Here is a 16,674-nt window from a genome sequence, read left to right as displayed (position 1 = left end):
TCTCCTAAGCTCGCTGTGATTCGATAAAGCTGGCCAGACTCGACACGCTATGAAAATGTGCCTTAGTGGCGTCTGAATTGGCTTCGATTTTGACATCGAATTGCTTCTTGATTGCCAATCCAAGCTCCAGGGCATCGATTGAGTCTAGTCCCAGGCCTTCACCGAATAGCGCCGCCTCGGTATCGATGTCATCGATAGTGACATCTTCGAGATCCAGGCAATCTATGATTAATTGTTTTATTTCGTTATGTAGTTTCATCATCTTCTAAGTTCGTTTTAAAGTAATCTTCCAGATCCCGTGTCAGTTGACGTGCCATTTTCGCATCGCCACCGGCAATCGCATCATACCTGATATGGTCGATGGTTTCGCCTACTTCGACTCGCATGCCTATGGTGCGACGGGGTATTTGATACCAAGCTTCTTGTTTACTCAAGCCTGGTGCATCGGTACGAAGAACCACAGGCAATAAATCTGTCTTGGTTCTCAGTGCAATATTGGCGGCGCCTCTGGCAAAGTTGTTAATGCTGGTGCCTAAGACTGTGCGTGTGCCTTCGGGGAAAATAATTAAATTGGTCCCGCTTTTTAGCACATGTCTGCAATCTTCGAGTAGTAATTCGGCGCCTCGATTGGGGATATAGCCGGCACAGGCGACCACACCTCGCATGAAAGGGTTTCGCCAAATCCCTTGTTTAACGATACAGCCCGCGTTGGGCATCAAGCTTATCAACACTACCACATCGACTAGGGTGGGATGATTAACGATCACCACTCTTCCTTTAGCCGAGGCGAGACGCGCTATATTATCAGGACTAACCTTGATGACCCCAGTCCAGCTCAGCATATAAACGAAACCGCGAAACATGATGTGCACCGTTTTCTGTACACGGCGGATTCGCTCTAATTCTGTGCCTGGCCAGAATCTCAACAGAGGTAAGATGGTTAATGAGCTCAGCAATCCGCCGATACCAAAGGTGATATAACAACTGACGCCCCCAATCCATCTGGGAATATAGGCTAATCCTGTTAATCTGACAGCAGGCGTGTCAGTCAAAGCTGAGTTGCCAATGATAGTTACCCAAATTACCGGCTAGAGGCCTGGCAACAGACAAACTGTGTACTAGCTCACCATAACTAATATTTTTCACTTCCCGGGTCTGACTGAGCGTTAATTGCGGTTTTGCACATGTCTCATCGTATCGCTTGAGAACTAAGGCGAGAGAGAGGGGAAGGCCAATTTCATCAACAAAATGTGTGTATATGTCAGGCACAGGCTGATCGCCGAAGACGAGTAATACCGGCGTTGAATCTTCATAGAGTTGAGCATATGCTTCGATAAGCGCCTGTGGCAAGCTTTCTTCACCTGCGGCGATAGAAGTCGATGGTGCTCGATTATCCGTAAGAATACTGTAAATACCGCTTGCTGTGTTGTGCACTGATTGGCTAAAGGCCGTCGGAGAAAGAGGTTCTTCTTCTACTATGTTATCCAGTAAGCCTATGGTGCGATGTAACTCTCCGTGCCTGGAGGCAAAAATTGTGCGGCATGAATTAGCTGCATCGGCCTGAAATGCGGCCTCGAGTTGCATCTTAGTCAAGGCGCTATAGCGTCGTCGCTTCATCGCAGGGACTTGAGCTAATTTAGGTGCATCAGGCACAGAGGAGCTTTGGTGATCATCGGAACTTTGCCAATGCTGCCAATCTTGGGGTTGCTGATATCGGGGGGACCAGGCTCCCCAAGAACAAATATTAAACCTTAACTGCAACGGAATGCCTCTGACACTACTAATAAAGATTGAGAATATAACCAGTTAAATCAAGGGATGACCTAGTCAGTTCCCGAGCCAGTTAATTGTCATTTTGGCGTTATTCTACACTAGATTAACTGGGATGATGAAGTGTTTTGAGATACAGGTGTTGTTGATATGTATACACTTGTGTAGTCTGAAGTGTTAAAACCCGCAGTCAGAGCCGCGGGTCAGTTTGTTAGGGTTAGCCTGCTAAATACTTTTTCAGCTTACGCAGCGCCGCTTTCACTTTCTTAGTGTTTTCCGGACCCATGCGGACCAGGAGTTTCTGAGCGTTGGGTAGTGCTTCGAGCTGAGGGTCGACAAATTGATAGTTTACGCTGACACCATCTAACTCAATGGGCTGCTCTATGACAGGTGCCGCCAGCATGATGTCGATCGCCTGTAGTAACCTCTGATTGAAGCTCATCTCACCATAGCCTAACTCCTGGAATGCCTCTCCCAGCAAAGGCGTTAACTCCTTGTAGGTCGCTGCGAGTTGCTGTTCATCCAGGTTGGCGACGAAATTGGCGTACAGATCATATCTGTGATAGCTATCGGGATTAAGATAGGTCTTGTTGGTTATGTCAGAAACGGTGAAGATTCTGTCGGGTGCCTTCAGTGGGCTCACTTTTCGTGCCAGTTCACCTTGGGCTAAGTTATCGACGAAGACCACGAAATGTCTGACCAGATCTTTCTCGACTAACAGAGGCTCGATCTTCATGCCATCGGCAATTTCTACCGTTTTTTTATGTACATAGCCATCGCTGTTACTTAACGTTGGCAGAGGCTCCACTTGAACTTGAGGTTCTACTTCAATGACTTCAGTTTCTACTATCTCTTCGATCACAGGTTCCGGAATATCAGCAACCGTTACCAGGGGCTTTTCAATGATGTCTGCTATTTCAAGAGGCTGCGGCACAGGCTCAGGTTCACCGGCTTGGAAGTAATAATAGGCACCTCCTGCAATGATCGCAGCAACCGCAACGGCAACAATGGCTAAGGTATTGGTATTCGCTGACTTCTCTTGTGGCGCGATTCTATCTTCTTGATTGACTTGCATGTAATACCTTTTATAAATAGGACTCGGTTACAGGAGGTGACGGTTCTAATACCATTCCATATAAGTATCTGGTCAGTTCAGAGACTCTCAGTTTTTTCAATTCAAGGCGCATTGATGAGGAAATGGTTATTCCCTTTTAAGTCAATGCAACACAGAAGTGGAAACATTGAGAGCCTCACGCAGTGCGGGTTTCAAAGCCCTTTATGCTACGTTGAATGTTCTCGATATAGAATAACTATTAGCTTCAAACATCCGCCTTGCCTACAGCGCTTTGAACTCCCGCTGAATGATCAGATACTTACTCGGAATGGTATAAGGTGGAGTACCAAAAAGAGGGCTTCTCCATTTTGCAAAATTTAGCGGCCATGTCTATAGGTATTGGCCGAATTAAAGAATAATTAATCGAATAAAAATTAACGGATTTATGCCTGTTCTCTAAGCTTGAACGTACTGCTCTCGATCACCTAGCCAACGTTGCACTATGCCATCGACATTATCCGGGACCTGCTCCATGATATGCACGGCTAGCTTCTGAATGTGGGGGATCAGCGCCTGGTCTCGAACCAGATCGGCAATTTTCATATCGGCAATGCCAGTCTGCTTGGTACCTAATACTTCGCCTGGGCCTCTTATTTCCAGATCCTTCTGGGCTATGATGAAGCCATCGTTGCTACTCCTAAGTACCCCCAATCGCTTGGTTGCCGTCGGTGACAAGGGGGCCTTATACATGAGTACGCAGTGACTGGCGACGGCGCCTCGCCCGACTCGTCCCCTGAGTTGATGCAATTGAGCCAGGCCTAAACGTTCCGGGTTTTCTATGATCATCAGGCTGGCATTAGGAACATCGACTCCCACTTCTATGACTGTGGTGGCAACCAGAAGGTTCAATTCGCCAGATTTGAACTCGGCCATAATGGCCTGTTTCTCGGCGGACTTCATGCGCCCATGGATCAAGCCAATCTTGAGTTCGGGTAGTGCTAATGTCAGCTCTGCGGCGGTATCTTCTGCCGCCTGACATTCCAGAGCTTCGGACTCTTCGATCAAGGTGCATACCCAGTAGGTCTGCCTGCCATCATGGGTGGCGGCATGGCGAACTCTCTCTATTACTTCATCGCGCCTCATATCGGCAACGGCTACGGTTGTCACCGGAGTTCGCCCGGGCGGCAGCTCGTCGATCACTGAAGTATCGAGATCGGCATAGGCGGTCATGGCCAAGGTGCGTGGAATCGGCGTGGCGGTCATGATCAGCTGATGAGGGTGGAAGCCCTGGCTGATGCCTTTCTCTCGTAAGCCAAGTCGCTGATGAACGCCGAATCTATGTTGTTCATCGATAATGATCAGGGCAAGATTGTTGAAGACTACTTGCTCCTGGAATATGGCATGGGTGCCGATAACGATATTAGCCGCACCGGACTCAATATCTTGTAAAGATTGTGCTCTGGCCTTGCCCTTTATTTTACCGGCTAGCCAGCCGACTTTTAGCCCGAGAGGTTCAAACCAGAGAGCGAAGTTATCGGCGTGTTGCTCGGCTAACAATTCAGTAGGGGCCATCATAGCTACCTGATAGCCATTTTCTATGGCTTGTAATGCCGCTAAGGCTGCCACTAACGTCTTCCCCGAGCCAACATCCCCCTGAACCAGGCGCATCATAGGTGAGTTTTTTTCGAGATCGCTGCAGATTTCAACGCCGACTCTTTGTTGCGCCCCAGTGGGGTTAAATGGCAGTGCCTTCAGGAAAGGGTTGAGTAGTTTGCCCGTTGCGACCAGGCTCACAGCATGGTCGCGATTGCTGCGTTGACGTAACTTGAGCATGCTCAGGTTATGGGCCAGAAGTTCCTCTTGGATCAAGCGTAGCTGCGCCGGGTGGTGACCTTGTTCCAGATCGAACAGGGAAACCTGGTTATTGGGTCTATGTAATAGCTGTAAGGCCGCATTGAGACTCAGATTGTTCGGTTGCAGCTGAGGTGGGAGTAGTTCCTGCAAACCGCCCTCGTCGAGCATGGCTAAGGCTTGGTCTGTCAGTTTTATCCAACTTGCCTGCTTTAAGCCTTCGGTTGTCGGGTACACAGGCGTCAGCGTTTCACTCATCACCAGATCGGCATCTTCGTGAATCAGCTTGTATTCAGGGTGAATGATCTCGGCCTGATGTTTGCCGCGACGTATCTCACCATAGGCCCTGATGCTTGTACCATTGACTAAGCCATTCTTCTGCGCCACAGAAAAATTAAAAAACCTGAGGGTTAAGTAGCCAGTGTCATCTCGTACTGTACAGGTCATCATGCGCTTACGCCCCTGGATGATCTGACTGGACTGGATCACGGCTTCTATGGTGCCGTAACTGCCTGGATAGAGTGAGGCTATTGGGTATATCTGAGTACGGTCTTCATATCTTAGTGGTAGGTGGAATAGTAGATCTTGTACCGTGATGATGCCGAGCTTAGCCAGACGTTCGGCCATCTTCTTGGCAACGCCCTTAAGATCTGTGACAGGAACAAGATCGAGTCTCTTCACGCCCGCTACCCATTTTATCAGTTGAATGTTATCTGAGCGAAACACTCAAACACTGTATTTATATACATATACTATCAGATAAACCCATGATGGCAATGTTAGGGCCGATTTAACCCTTTACAGCCAGCCCTTCTGCCTCGCGATCCGGGCGGCATCGATTCTGTTCGTGGCGTTGAGCTTGCCGATGGCCTCCGAGAGGTAATTACGCACAGTGCCCTCGGCGATGAAGAGGCTGGTGGCTATCTCGGCGGTTGTTTTTCCCTCTGCGGCTAGACGAAGTGCACGGCGCTCTTTGTCATTGAGGGGATCAATTTCATCTCCTATGGCCATGATAGCCAGTTCAGGGTCGATGACCCGCTTACCAGCCATCACCTGTTTTATTGCATGAATAAGGCTGTCAGAGGGGGCATCCTTGAGTAAGAAGCCTCCGGCACCAGATTCTATAGCGCGTTTAATGTAACCGGCTCTGCCGAACGTGGTGAGAATGATCACTTTAATTACGGGTTCTTGCTGCTGGCACCATTTGGCCAGTTCCAGCCCGGTTAATCCCGGCATTTCAATATCGGTTAGCAGAAGATCATAGCGGTTGGCTTTGAGTAGAGATAGGGCTTCATTTCCGTCACACGCTTGAGTGATTTCAAATTCACCATCTAAGCTCAAGAGTGCAGCCAGTGCGCCCCTGACCATGGCCTGATCTTCTGCCAATAAAATTTTCATCCCCGAGTGACTCCTTATGATGCTTGCTGAGGTGGGAGCGTGATGGTGAATCTACTTTGCTGATCCACCATGTAATCTAACTTCCCCTGAACGTCTTTCAAGCGCTCTCTTATGCCTTTCAAACCATTACCTTCGACAATTTTTGCTGCTTTACCGTTATCTGTGATGCTTATGGTGAGCTGGTCTGCAGATCTGTCAAAAGTAAGGCTGCAATGATCGGCCCGACTATGGCGGATCACATTATTGCAAAGCTCTGTGAGACTTAAAATAACTTGAGTTTCAAGTTTAGAATTGAGCTGGGGAATATCTCCCTCCAGACTCACACTTAATCCCTTGTCTCGCAAAGTTTGGCAGAGGTGCATTACGCTGGAACTCAAGCCTTTATGTTTGTAGCCTGAGACGGTTTGCCGTACCTGACTCAAGCTATCTCTGGCTATTTCGTTTAGTTCTCTTAGCTGCACCTTGGCTTGCTCAATCTGATTTTTGTCTAAGAGCTTTGCGGCCAACTCTGCCTTCAAGGAGATGCTGGATAGGTTGTGACCCATGATGTCATGGAGATCTCTTGCGATACGCTCTCGCTCCAACATGGTGGCCAGCTGACTGATTTCGGCTTTACTCTTTTGTGCTCGACAATGAGCTTCGACACGCTTTTGCTCGGCGACGCCGAATAAGCCCACTCCGGCGATCAGTAGTCCACCGTAACTGATAAAGTAATAATGATTTATTTCCAGTAAAAATGTGAGCGTAGCAAGCAGTGCCACAAAGCCTATCAGACTGATAAAAGCCGTTCTCAGTGAATAGTAGAAACCGATGAAGAAGCCGGCGAATGTGAATAGAGAAAGGGAGCCGGTATTGATCGGAGTAATCGCTATGCCCAGAATTATCATGGCTAGAATGGGATAGATAGCTTTATCTTTCGGGCTACGATATGCCCGGAAATAACAATAAATGAAGGGGACCAGAGTTAGCAGGCTTATGGCTATTTGCCATATAGGCTTGTCACCTATGAACAGAGGGATTAGATAGAAGACTAGGTTTACCAGATAAACCCAGGCGAGTTTATCCTCTGGTGAACGCTTCTCTGAATCGACGATAGCATTAAGGTTATTCATAACTCTTTCCTTTGAGATAAGGCCGCTCAGCTCATCACTAAGCAGCTTTATTTGGGTTACTGACTTGCATTCTTGTCTTGCTTGAGTAAGAAGTGAGCCCAGCCGTAATCAGGCTGTACATTAACCGCTTCGTGCCAATCGTCTATCGCACCTTGTCTATCTCCGCTACTCTGTTTTGCCAGCCCTCGCCAAGTATACGCCTCGGCGTGACCCCAACAGATGTTATCGCAAGGATTCGCAAAGAGATCAATAGCCTTACTGCTTAAGCTAATAGCATTTTCCATGCTGCCACCATAGGCTGCCGGCGTATTAAAGGTCGATATTGCTTCGGTGAGCACCACTCTAGGGTTATCGGGCTCTAGTGTTTGAGCTTGGGAAAGTGCTAGGCCAACTTTAGCACCATAGACACTGGCTTTCATTGGGTTGAAGCCTATCTGCATGCCGTAAACGGATGCAAGCAGGGCGAGGTTTTCAGCATTGGATGAGACTTGATTTAATGCTTCAAGACCTGATTGAGCACTGTTTAATGCTGTACTAGCAAGTACTGGTTGGCCGAGTACGTTGGCGCTGATAGCGAGGCGGTAATTTGCATATGCTTGAACATAATCTTGGCTTTGCTGACTTAAGGTTTGTAGCTGCTCTAGATTCATCCTGTTAGCTGCGACATCGATCTGTTCGATATCGGTGGCCATAACCATTTGGCTACAGAGTGCCAACATGCCGCTAAGGCTGCCTAATAGTAAGATAGTTTTCATGATGATCTCCTTGAGAATGAATAAAGTCCCTGTATTGGGTACAGGACTAGTATCAGAGAGATTGCAGGTAACTTGCAGGCACAAAAGTCATAAGATCATGATGACAATTGTCATCATGATCTTATTCTCAGGGTATAGATGAGTTGAATATTAGGCTGAGGCTTGAACGATTAGATAGCCCATATAGCTGAGGTAAGCGATTAGCAGTATGGCACCTTCGCGGCGGCCTATTCTGAATCCTGTCCAGGCGAAGGGCAGCAAAAGCAGGGATAGCGCCAACATGACGATAAAATCGAAGTCTTGAATACCGGCGGAGGCAATAGGATGAACCAGAGCGGTTACACCTAAGATACCCAATATATTGAACAGATTAGATCCGACTATGTTACCTATGGCTATGTCACTCTCTCCTTTACGCGCGGCCACAATAGAAGTGACTAGCTCAGGCATGCTGGTGCCTATGGCGACTATGGTTAACCCTATGATGACTTCACTGATCCCAAATGTCCTGGCGAGATCGACAGCACCATCGACGAAGAGTATTCCGCCGCTGACGAGCATGGCGATCCCTATGATAATAAACAACACAGAAAGCATAGGTTTTTGTGGGCTATCATCTATCTCTTCGCTGTCACCACCATTGCGTGAGCTGATATAGCTGAAGCTGAGATAGCCGACTAATAAGCTGAAGAGCAGGGCGCCATCCCAGAAGCTGAGCTCGCCATCGACGAGTAAGCCCCAGAAGAGCATAGAGGCAGCGATCATGATGGGGATATCACGCTTGACCATCTGTGACTTCACCTGGATTGGACGTATAAGGGCAGTGATTGCCAAGATGAGTCCTATGTTGGCGATGTTAGAGCCGATGACATTACCTAAGGCTATGCCGCTATTGCCAGCCAGGGCAGATTTTAAACTCACGGCTAGTTCGGGGCACTGGTACCGAAGGCGACTATGGTAAGGCCGATAATCAGAGGTGCAATACCTAGTCTGAGGGCGATAGCGCTGGCGCCCCGCACTAAAGCTTCGGCACCTAAGGTGAGGATCACGAAGCCACCTATGATATAGAGAGCGATTAACATCTTAGTTCCAATTATCCTGTGGTAAATTTTCGATTAGCTAGCTTAAAGTTTTTTCACCATAAGGCAAACATTAACGTCATATTATGTCATTAATGTTTCTATAGGTTTCAGATTGGGACCTTAAATGTAAAAGCACGCTGGACGCGTGCTTCTCTATTATTTTGTATTAAGCAGTGAAAATGGTCAGAATTAGTCTATTTCATCTTCCCAGCGTATCTTGCCGCCACGTATGCCGTCGACCCTGTCAGTGAATCTTTTTTCCAGTACATGACGCTTAATTTTCAGTGTCGGAGTCAGCACATCGTTATCGACATCCCAGGCATCCTTGACGACTATGATGGCATCTACAGTCTCATGGGATTCAAGATTGGGGTTGATAGTGTCCAGCGTTGCCTTAAGTGAGCTACGAACCTCTTCTCTTGGTTGCAGGGAGGCGCCTTCAGATAGTTGCACCAAGGCAATCGGGTGGGGCAGGCCTGAACCTATGACACAAAGCAGTTCAATATGGGGATCTTGTGCCAGCTTACGCTCGATGGGCACGGGGGCAACATATTTACCCTTAGAAGTCTTAAAGTTATCTTTGACTCTACCGGTAATTGACACGCAGCCATCGCTGTCGATGGAGCAGAGATCCCCGGTAAGAAAGTAGCCTTCTTCATCGAATGAGGCGGCGGTCAGCTCATCTTGCTTATAGTAACCAGTCATCAAGCCCGGGCTTTTAACCAAGAGCTCGCCGCTGTCGGTTTGTTTGAGTTGACAACCTTCGACGGCGCGGCCGACTGTGCCTATTTTTCTGGCATCGAAGGGATAGTTGATAATGGAGTAGGCGCTATTTTCTGTCATTCCCCAGGCTTCACTGATATTGAGACCTATGCTGTGATACCAGTGTATGAGTGATGGTGGAATAGGCGCTGAGCCCGATCCCAGCAGGCGACAATGTTCCAGGCCTAAGCCTGAATGGATCTTCTTCTTAATGATGCCGTTAATAATAGGAATTTTCAGGAGGAAGTTCAGCTTACTGTTGCCTATCTTGCCGATAATATTTTGTTGGAACAGGCTCCAGAGTCTGGGGACTGAGAAAAATACCGTAGGTCTGGCACGTTGAACATCGGTAACGAAACTATCCAGACTCTCGACGAAGGCGACGCTGCTGCCGGAATAGAATGAGGAGCCTTCCATCGCCACACGTTCGGTGATGTGGGCCAGAGGCAGGTAAGAGATTAATCTGTCGTCGACACCTGTCTTAAGATCTCTTACCACCGCCTTACAGGTCCAAGCATAGCTGGCGAAGGTCTGAATAGCCCCCTTAGGCTTGCCGGTGGAACCTGAAGTATAGATCAACGTCATTATCTGCTCTGGGGTGGCAAATGGGGCATCTAACAGGGGCTCACCAAGTTGAAGTAAGCCTTCCCACTTATATTGAGCCGGCATAGTGTCGTAGGGCATGGCCATTCTTAAGATATCACCGCCAACCCCAGCTTCCTGGTCGGCCCAGTAATCTAGCTTACCAATAATGATTGCCTTGGCTTCGCTGTGCTCCAACACGTAACGTATGGTATCTGCGTTGGCAGTTGGGTAGATGGGCACACTGATATAGCCGCCATGCATCAGGGCAAGATCGGTGATAAACCATTCGGCACAGTTTTTAGAGAGCACGGCGATTTTATCACCTGATTTTAGGCCTAAGTGTCTCAGCGCACCGGCGAGCTGCTGCATCTTCTGCTGTACTTCGCGCCAGCTAAAATCTTGGTATTGACCATTGATCGGTTGTCTCAGGTAGGTCGAGTCACCGAGTGTGTCGACCCAGTGGTCGAGCATCTCTACAGGTGTTTTGATCTGTGATTCCATCGGCAACTCCATACTTGTGATTGTTAATTCCATTCCAATCGGCAAACATTTGTTTTTATAAGGCTTGTGTTTGCTGTTGGTATTAATTTGAGTATGGCGAAAATTGTGATCTATGACAAATGGTTTGAATAACTGTGAGATGAATCGATACAAAATCGGGCTAGCCTTGGAATGAAGGCTGATGACATTTTCTGTTTTAGCTTCTGGCTGAGTTGGTATTGAGTAGTAGTTTGAAGGTCGATCCTTCATTGTAACCTAACGCCTGTCCGGCGAGGATTGTGCAGATGCTTCTGCGAGACGCTGTGAATATATCCCTATACGCTCTGCGATTTCATCCCTGAAATCGAAGCTCGCAGCCGCATCTACACCTGGCTGCTCTACAAGAATGGGGTCTCTTCGATTTAGCTTCATTACTAGGTTTCGTAACTCATGTCAGCCCCTTTCCTTGTTATCTTCGCCAGTAAGATTATCTTTCTACATCACTTTTGCCATACATTTGTTAATGTATGGCAAAAGTTTAAAAGGATTATTAAGATGGATCTAGATAAGAAATTTATGCTTCGAGCATTGAAGATATCTCGGACAGCTTTGCCTGAATGCCAACCTAACCCCCCTGTAGGCTGCGTGCTAGTTCTCGATGAACAAATAATTGCCGAAGGTTATACACAGAAAATTGGTGACAACCATGCTGAGATCGAAGCTCTCAGTGTTTATGATGGCTCTATGGAGCGAGTGACTGCATACGTTACTCTTGAACCTTGCTCATTTGTTGGTAGAACTCCCGCATGCGCTTCTACTCTTGTAAAATCAGGTATTAAGAGAGTTGTAGTTGCCATTTTAGACCCTGATCTTAGGAATAATGGAAAGGGTATTCAAACGCTAGAAAAGGAAGGCATAAAAGTCGATATTGGTGTTGCTTCTAAAGAGGTTAGTGAATTTCTCTCTCCTTATCTTGGAAAGTCATAACTAACCTTTCTGTCCTGAAGTGAGTCACAAGCCAGTAGAACTAAAATCGAAGAAATAAATACTCAGGTGTGAACGCGGCTGTGACCTTCCGTTTCAGGGTGAGGCTTCACTTAGTGAAGCTCTTCGAACGAGAGGCAAGGATGCTGAACTGGCTTTTAAACATGGAGGTTGTTTGTCACGGCAGAGCCCACAGGGCCAATTTTGTTCCATACAAAATTTGGCATTTCCTCCGTCCATGGAGGTCAGAGTACTTGCGGCGAGTCACAGAAGTGGTTGCACATGCGCCCACGGCAGGTGATAGGTAAACATGAAGCTATGGTACTTAGCATAGTAGCAAGTACCCATTCAGCCCAATGAACCCAACCCTAAAAGATATTTAAGCAACCTTGTTATCCGACAAGTGAGCTAGTTTTTTAGTTTGGAACAGCTCAAACAGCTGAATGAAATTCCGGAGAACGCATTTTTGTCCACCAGATTTCATCGGCGACGATTTGTCCCAGATCATTGACGCCGGGATAGGGAATGTTCTTGCGTTTGCAAGCCTTGGCGTAGATGGGGTGGCCTTGTTCAAATAGCTTTATCTGACAGTAGTCATCATCTAGCTTGCGACTGCCGTACATGTCAGCGGCTTGTCGTTGGCGCTGGGCCTCATACATGATGAGTGCAGATGCTACCGAGACATTGAGTGATTGCACCATGCCTATCATGGGAATAATAATATGCTGATCCGCTGCCGCTATGCCTTCGGGGCTCACACCATCATGTTCATTGCCTAAGATGATGGCGGTGGGGCGGGTATAATCTATGTCACGAAAATCGACGGCATCTTCCGAGAAGTTGGTGGCTAATATTTGCATGCCCTGAGCGCGAAACGCAGCTTCGGCATCATGCATATGATAGTGCTTAATCGTTTTCACCCATTGTTGGCTACCGGAAGCGGTATTACCCGAGACACGCATCTCTATATCTGGCCATACCGCATGAATTTGATGAATACCTACGGCATCTGCGGTGCGGATCACGGCTGCTATGTTGTTGGTCTTATGAACCTTATCCAAGCATAGGGTGAGATCTGGCTGACGGTTATCCAACATTTCATTGATACGTGCTAAACGTTCTGGGCTCATGGTGTTACTTCTTAAATCTGTAGCTGTATATGCATTTATGCAAGGAAAACAAAAGGGCGCCGAAGCGCCCTGATCGAGAATAGAAAGGGATTAAACTTCCATCACTCCATCCATCTCCACAAGTGAGTCTTTCGGTAACTGTTTAACCCCGATAGCCGCACGAGCCGGGTAAGGCTGAGAGAAATAACGCTCCATGATCTCGTTGACCGTGGCGAAGTTGCTTAGATCTGTCATAAAAATATTAAGCTTTACGATATCACTCAGAGAGCCACCGGCCGCTTCACAGACCGCAGTCAAGTTGTCGAAGACTTGCACGACTTGAGCTTCAAATTCATCGCTAACCATCTGCATAGTCTTTGGATCTAATGGGATCTGACCAGAAAGGTAGACTGTGCTACCCACTTTAACAGCCTGAGAATAGGTGCCGATCGCCTGTGGTGCTTTATCGGTTGCTATGATGATTTTTTCTGCCATAACGCTCTCTCTAATTAGTCTTGATGAGTTAACTATCGATTACGGGATGTTCTAAGTACTTCGGGCAGTACCCTGATACGTCGCATCACGTTTGCTAGATGAATTCGGTCCTTTACTGAGATTCGCAGGTTGATCAGGAAGACTCTTCCATCACGCTCTTCGGTACTCAGGCTGTGAATATTGGCACCTTCTCCGGCGACAATCGAGGTGATCTTAGCCAGTGCACCTTGGTGATTCACTATCTCTACCCGCAGATTCGCCTGGAACTCGACGCCTTCGGCATTATCCCATTGAACCGGGATATATTTGTCTGGTTCACCTTGATAGCCACGGATATTGGCACAGCTTTCCATATGAACGACCAGGCCTTTTCCAGGACTTACGTGGGCAATAACCGCATCACCCGGAATGGGGCGACAACAGTTGGCGAAGGTGACAAGCATGCCCTCGGCGCCACGAATAGGCATCATGTGGGAATCATTATGTTCCTGAGGTACGACTTTATCGCCCACTAACCTCTGCGCGATCACTATGCTCATCGCATTGCCCAGGCCGATATCGGCCAGCAATTCATCTAAGGTATTATGTTTAGTGTCGTTTACGACTTTATCGATCTGCTGTGGATCGATCGAGTCTAATTTGGTTTCGCCTAATGCATGATTGAGTAGACGTTTACCTAAGATAATCGCGCCGTCTTCGGTGAGGCTCTTGAGTAGCTGACGGATCTTAGCGCGTGCCTTGCCGGTCACCACGAAGTTTAGCCAGGCCGCATTTGGCCTCGCACCTTTGGCGGTGATGATCTCGATCGTTTGCCCCGAGATCAGCGGCTGACTCAAGGGGTAGGCTTGACGGTTAACGCGAGCGCCGACACAGGTGTTACCCACATCGGTATGAACTTCATAGGCAAAATCGACCGGGGTAGCCCCAACAGGAAGCTCGAGGATACGACCTTCAGGGGTAAATACGTAGATCTCTTCCGGGAAGAGCTCGGTCTTGAAATTTTCCACAAATTCGAATGAGGTGCTGGCGCTCTGCTGCAGTTCGAGCAGACTCTGCATCCACTTGCGGGCACGAACTTGGCTCGTCGTGCCTGGCTGCGCCGAGTTGCCTTTCTTATAGATCCAGTGAGCAGCAACTCCTTTATCCGCCATCTGATCCATATCTTCGGTACGTATTTGTATTTCGACCGGTACACCATGTGGGCCAAATAGCGAGGTATGCAATGACTGATAGCCATTGGCCTTTGGAATGGCGATATAATCTTTGAAACGGCCCGGGCGAGGCTTGTAAAGGCCATGCATGGCACCCATGACTCGGTAGCAGGTATCTATGGAATCGACGACGATGCGAAAAGCATAGATATCCATGACTTCCTGAAATTGAAGCTCTTTATTCCGCATCTTATTGTAGATGGAGTAGAGGTTTTTCTCGCGACCGTTGACGGTACCTGGGATCTTGGTATCTTCGAGGCGAGTACGTACCGCGGCTTCTATGCTTTGGATTAACTCTTTGCGGTTACCTCGAGCGGCTTTTACTACCTCTTTCAATACGCGATAGCGCATAGGGTAGTATGCCTGGAAGCCTAAGTCTTCCAGCTCTATCTTGATATTATGGATACCGAGACGATTGGCTATAGGAGCATAAATTTCCAGAGTTTCCCGCGCAATACGGCGACGCTTATCGGGCCTTAAGGCTCCTAGGGTGCGCATATTGTGAGTTCGGTCGGCTAACTTGATGAGGATAACTCGGATATCTTGAGTCATGGCCATCATCATCTTGCGGAAGTTTTCGGCTTGTGCCTCTTTCTTATCGCGAAATTTTAGCTTATCGAGTTTGGAGACGCCTTCGACCAGTTCGGCGATTGATTCACTGAAAATTTCAGCCAATTCATCTTTGGTGACCGGGGTATCTTCGATGGTGTCATGCAGGAGGGCGGCCATAAGCGTCTCATGATCGAGACGCATATCGGCCAGGATGCGGGCGACCGCAACCGGGTGGGTGATATAGGGTTCACCACTTGTGCGCATTTGACCTTCATGGGCATCACGCGCCACCTGATAGGCCTGCTTGAGTAATGCTACCTGATCAGGTTCTAAATAACTTGATGCAGACTCTTTGAGACCTTCAAACAGATACAAGTGGTTGTACTCCTTATATTATGTTGTTGCGACCTTCGGCAATCGCAGCAACAGCAGCAATTTCTGCTGCTTCACGTTCACGAACAGTTTGGCGCTCATCGGCATCCAAAGTGTCAGCTGTTACTAGACCTAATTCGATTTCGCGCAGGGCGATAACCGTAGGCTTGTCGTTCTCTTCTTCAACCATAGGGTCTTTACCCTGCACAGCGATTTGGCGAGCACGACGCGCTGCAACCAGGATCATATCAAAACGGTTGCCGATTTGGTTTACGGCGTCTTCTACAGTTACGCGAGCCATGTGTGGAACTCCAGTGTTAGGATGAAAAAATGACGCAAAATTGTACATGATGGCGGCTAGTCTGCCAACAGATCTTTAATCATATCATTTTGTGCATGAATTTGGCCAGCACCTGTTAGGCGTTGACTGCGGATAATTGCGACTAAGTCGGCTAAAGCTGTGTCGAAGTCATCATTAATGATGATGAAGTCATATTCGCGATAATGAGATATCTCTGATGCAGCTTGAGCCATACGGCCGGCGATGACTTCGTTGCTATCTTGGCCACGACCCGTTAGGCGTTTTTCTAATTCGGCTCTTGAGGGGGAAGAATAAATATTCCAATGGCTTCGGACATCACTTTCTTGACCTGTTGTGCCCCTTGCCAGTCGATATCGAGAAAGACATCTATGCCATCGGTTAAGGTTTGCTCGATCACTTGTCGTGATGTGCCGTAGTAGTTGCCAAACACCTCGGCCCATTCGAAAAAAGCATTTTTGGCGATCAAGGATTTAAATTCTTCAGTTGTCACGAAATGATAGTGCTGTCCATTGACCTCACCCGGACGAGGTTTGCGGGTCGTATGCGACACAGAAACTTGTTTATCGGCGGGCTTATCTTGTAGCAATGCCGAAATGAGAGAGGATTTACCTGCGCCGCTGGGCGCCGATACGATAAATAGATTTCCGCGTGCGGTCATGGGGTAAGCATCCAAAAATGTAAAACGAAATGTGGTTCCCGAGCATCGGGAAGCCGTACATTATACGCTCGACTGTACCTGTGACGCCAGTGGCAGTTTAATCTGAAACCGTTGAACGTTTT

The 16,674-nt window shown here is 47.9% G+C and carries 15 protein-coding genes and 2 pseudogenes; 1 reads left to right on the top strand and 16 read right to left on the bottom strand.

Annotated elements, in window-relative coordinates; all coding sequences use genetic code 11:
* Positions 1 to 4 precede the first annotated feature (4 nt).
* The 11 genes and pseudogenes from FM037_RS26465 to FM037_RS28710 all read right to left on the bottom strand — a co-directional run bounded on the left by FM037_RS26465 (position 5) and on the right by FM037_RS28710 (position 11,281).
* Positions 5 to 259: a phosphopantetheine-binding protein gene (locus tag FM037_RS26465; protein ID WP_144049151.1), complete on the bottom strand. Its 255-nt coding sequence runs from the start codon at positions 257 to 259 to the stop codon at positions 5 to 7.
* Positions 246 to 1,052, bottom strand: coding sequence for a lysophospholipid acyltransferase family protein (locus FM037_RS26460; protein WP_144048460.1), 807 nt, complete (start codon positions 1,050 to 1,052; stop codon positions 246 to 248). The genes FM037_RS26465 and FM037_RS26460 overlap by 14 nt, the downstream gene beginning before the upstream one ends.
* Positions 1,045 to 1,761, bottom strand: a complete 717-nt coding sequence (locus FM037_RS26455; protein WP_144048459.1) for a beta-ketoacyl synthase chain length factor — start codon at positions 1,759 to 1,761, stop codon at positions 1,045 to 1,047. The genes FM037_RS26460 and FM037_RS26455 overlap by 8 nt, the downstream gene beginning before the upstream one ends.
* A gap of 226 nt (positions 1,762 to 1,987) precedes the next feature.
* A complete protein-coding gene (locus FM037_RS26450) occupies positions 1,988 to 2,845 on the bottom strand; it encodes a DUF3014 domain-containing protein (RefSeq protein WP_144048458.1) in 858 nt (285 codons plus the stop codon).
* 435 nt (positions 2,846 to 3,280) lie between these two features.
* Positions 3,281 to 5,356, bottom strand: coding sequence for an ATP-dependent DNA helicase RecG (gene recG / locus FM037_RS26440; protein WP_144048456.1), 2,076 nt, complete (start codon positions 5,354 to 5,356; stop codon positions 3,281 to 3,283).
* Between the two features lie 117 nt (positions 5,357 to 5,473).
* Positions 5,474 to 6,073, bottom strand: coding sequence for a response regulator transcription factor (locus FM037_RS26435; protein WP_144048455.1), 600 nt, complete (start codon positions 6,071 to 6,073; stop codon positions 5,474 to 5,476).
* Between the two features lie 14 nt (positions 6,074 to 6,087).
* The gene (locus FM037_RS26430) at positions 6,088 to 7,185 is read right to left on the bottom strand and encodes a sensor histidine kinase (RefSeq protein WP_144048454.1); all 1,098 of its coding nucleotides are present in this window, start codon (positions 7,183 to 7,185) and stop codon (positions 6,088 to 6,090) included.
* Between the two features lie 56 nt (positions 7,186 to 7,241).
* Positions 7,242 to 7,940 carry a tetratricopeptide repeat protein gene (locus tag FM037_RS26425; RefSeq protein WP_144048453.1) on the bottom strand — a complete coding sequence of 233 codons (699 nt, stop codon included), beginning with the start codon at positions 7,938 to 7,940 and terminating at the stop codon, positions 7,242 to 7,244.
* A gap of 150 nt (positions 7,941 to 8,090) precedes the next feature.
* Positions 8,091 to 9,022, bottom strand: a pseudogene (locus FM037_RS26420) (calcium/sodium antiporter).
* Between the two features lie 189 nt (positions 9,023 to 9,211).
* Positions 9,212 to 10,870 (bottom strand): AMP-binding protein, encoded by a 1,659-nt coding sequence (locus tag FM037_RS26415; RefSeq protein ID WP_144048452.1) that lies wholly within the window; start codon positions 10,868 to 10,870, stop codon positions 9,212 to 9,214.
* Between the two features lie 255 nt (positions 10,871 to 11,125).
* A complete protein-coding gene (locus FM037_RS28710; protein ID WP_185976919.1) occupies positions 11,126 to 11,281 on the bottom strand; it encodes a hypothetical protein in 156 nt (51 codons plus the stop codon).
* 123 nt (positions 11,282 to 11,404) lie between these two features.
* Between FM037_RS28710 and FM037_RS26410 the strand changes: the two genes are divergently transcribed.
* Positions 11,405 to 11,836, top strand: coding sequence for a bifunctional diaminohydroxyphosphoribosylaminopyrimidine deaminase/5-amino-6-(5-phosphoribosylamino)uracil reductase RibD (locus tag FM037_RS26410; RefSeq protein ID WP_144048451.1), 432 nt, complete (start codon positions 11,405 to 11,407; stop codon positions 11,834 to 11,836).
* Between the two features lie 428 nt (positions 11,837 to 12,264).
* Here FM037_RS26410 and trmH read toward each other — a convergent pair whose 3' ends face one another.
* From trmH to gmk, 5 genes and pseudogenes are all read right to left on the bottom strand, one after another.
* Complete coding sequence (gene trmH / locus FM037_RS26405; protein WP_144048450.1) at positions 12,265 to 12,963, bottom strand: tRNA (guanosine(18)-2'-O)-methyltransferase TrmH; 699 nt, start codon at positions 12,961 to 12,963, stop codon at positions 12,265 to 12,267.
* Between the two features lie 90 nt (positions 12,964 to 13,053).
* Positions 13,054 to 13,437: a RidA family protein gene (locus tag FM037_RS26400; RefSeq protein ID WP_144048449.1), complete on the bottom strand. Its 384-nt coding sequence runs from the start codon at positions 13,435 to 13,437 to the stop codon at positions 13,054 to 13,056.
* Positions 13,438 to 13,469: 32 nt separating this feature from the next.
* Positions 13,470 to 15,575, bottom strand: coding sequence for a bifunctional GTP diphosphokinase/guanosine-3',5'-bis pyrophosphate 3'-pyrophosphohydrolase (gene spoT, locus FM037_RS26395; protein WP_144048448.1), 2,106 nt, complete (start codon positions 15,573 to 15,575; stop codon positions 13,470 to 13,472).
* Between the two features lie 13 nt (positions 15,576 to 15,588).
* A complete protein-coding gene (gene rpoZ, locus FM037_RS26390; protein WP_144048447.1) occupies positions 15,589 to 15,873 on the bottom strand; it encodes a DNA-directed RNA polymerase subunit omega in 285 nt (94 codons plus the stop codon).
* Positions 15,874 to 15,929: 56 nt separating this feature from the next.
* Positions 15,930 to 16,552, bottom strand: a pseudogene (gene gmk, locus FM037_RS26385) (guanylate kinase).
* Positions 16,553 to 16,674 lie beyond the last annotated feature (122 nt).

The organism is Shewanella psychropiezotolerans, assembly GCF_007197555.1.
Taxonomy (GTDB): Bacteria; Pseudomonadota; Gammaproteobacteria; order Enterobacterales; family Shewanellaceae; genus Shewanella; species Shewanella psychropiezotolerans.
The sequence above is the reverse complement of the archived record's forward strand: the minus strand, read 5'-3'. Positions and strand labels throughout refer to the sequence as shown.

What these genes read in the sequence shown, in the direction of transcription:
- trmH (WP_144048450.1), bottom strand. Translation starts at nt 12,963, where the DNA reads ATGAGCCCAGAACGTTTAGCACGTATCAATGAAATGTTGGATAACCGT.
- FM037_RS26450 (WP_144048458.1), bottom strand. Translation starts at nt 2,845, where the DNA reads ATGCAAGTCAATCAAGAAGATAGAATCGCGCCACAAGAGAAGTCAGCG.
- FM037_RS28710 (WP_185976919.1), bottom strand. Translation starts at nt 11,281, where the DNA reads ATGAAGCTAAATCGAAGAGACCCCATTCTTGTAGAGCAGCCAGGTGTA.
- FM037_RS26430 (WP_144048454.1), bottom strand. Translation starts at nt 7,185, where the DNA reads ATGAATAACCTTAATGCTATCGTCGATTCAGAGAAGCGTTCACCAGAG.
- FM037_RS26415 (WP_144048452.1), bottom strand. Translation starts at nt 10,870, where the DNA reads ATGGAATCACAGATCAAAACACCTGTAGAGATGCTCGACCACTGGGTC.
- FM037_RS26400 (WP_144048449.1), bottom strand. Translation starts at nt 13,437, where the DNA reads ATGGCAGAAAAAATCATCATAGCAACCGATAAAGCACCACAGGCGATC.
- FM037_RS26465 (WP_144049151.1), bottom strand. Translation starts at nt 259, where the DNA reads ATGAAACTACATAACGAAATAAAACAATTAATCATAGATTGCCTGGAT.
- FM037_RS26435 (WP_144048455.1), bottom strand. Translation starts at nt 6,073, where the DNA reads ATGAAAATTTTATTGGCAGAAGATCAGGCCATGGTCAGGGGCGCACTG.
- FM037_RS26425 (WP_144048453.1), bottom strand. Translation starts at nt 7,940, where the DNA reads ATGAAAACTATCTTACTATTAGGCAGCCTTAGCGGCATGTTGGCACTC.
- rpoZ (WP_144048447.1), bottom strand. Translation starts at nt 15,873, where the DNA reads ATGGCTCGCGTAACTGTAGAAGACGCCGTAAACCAAATCGGCAACCGT.
- FM037_RS26410 (WP_144048451.1), top strand. Translation starts at nt 11,405, where the DNA reads ATGGATCTAGATAAGAAATTTATGCTTCGAGCATTGAAGATATCTCGG.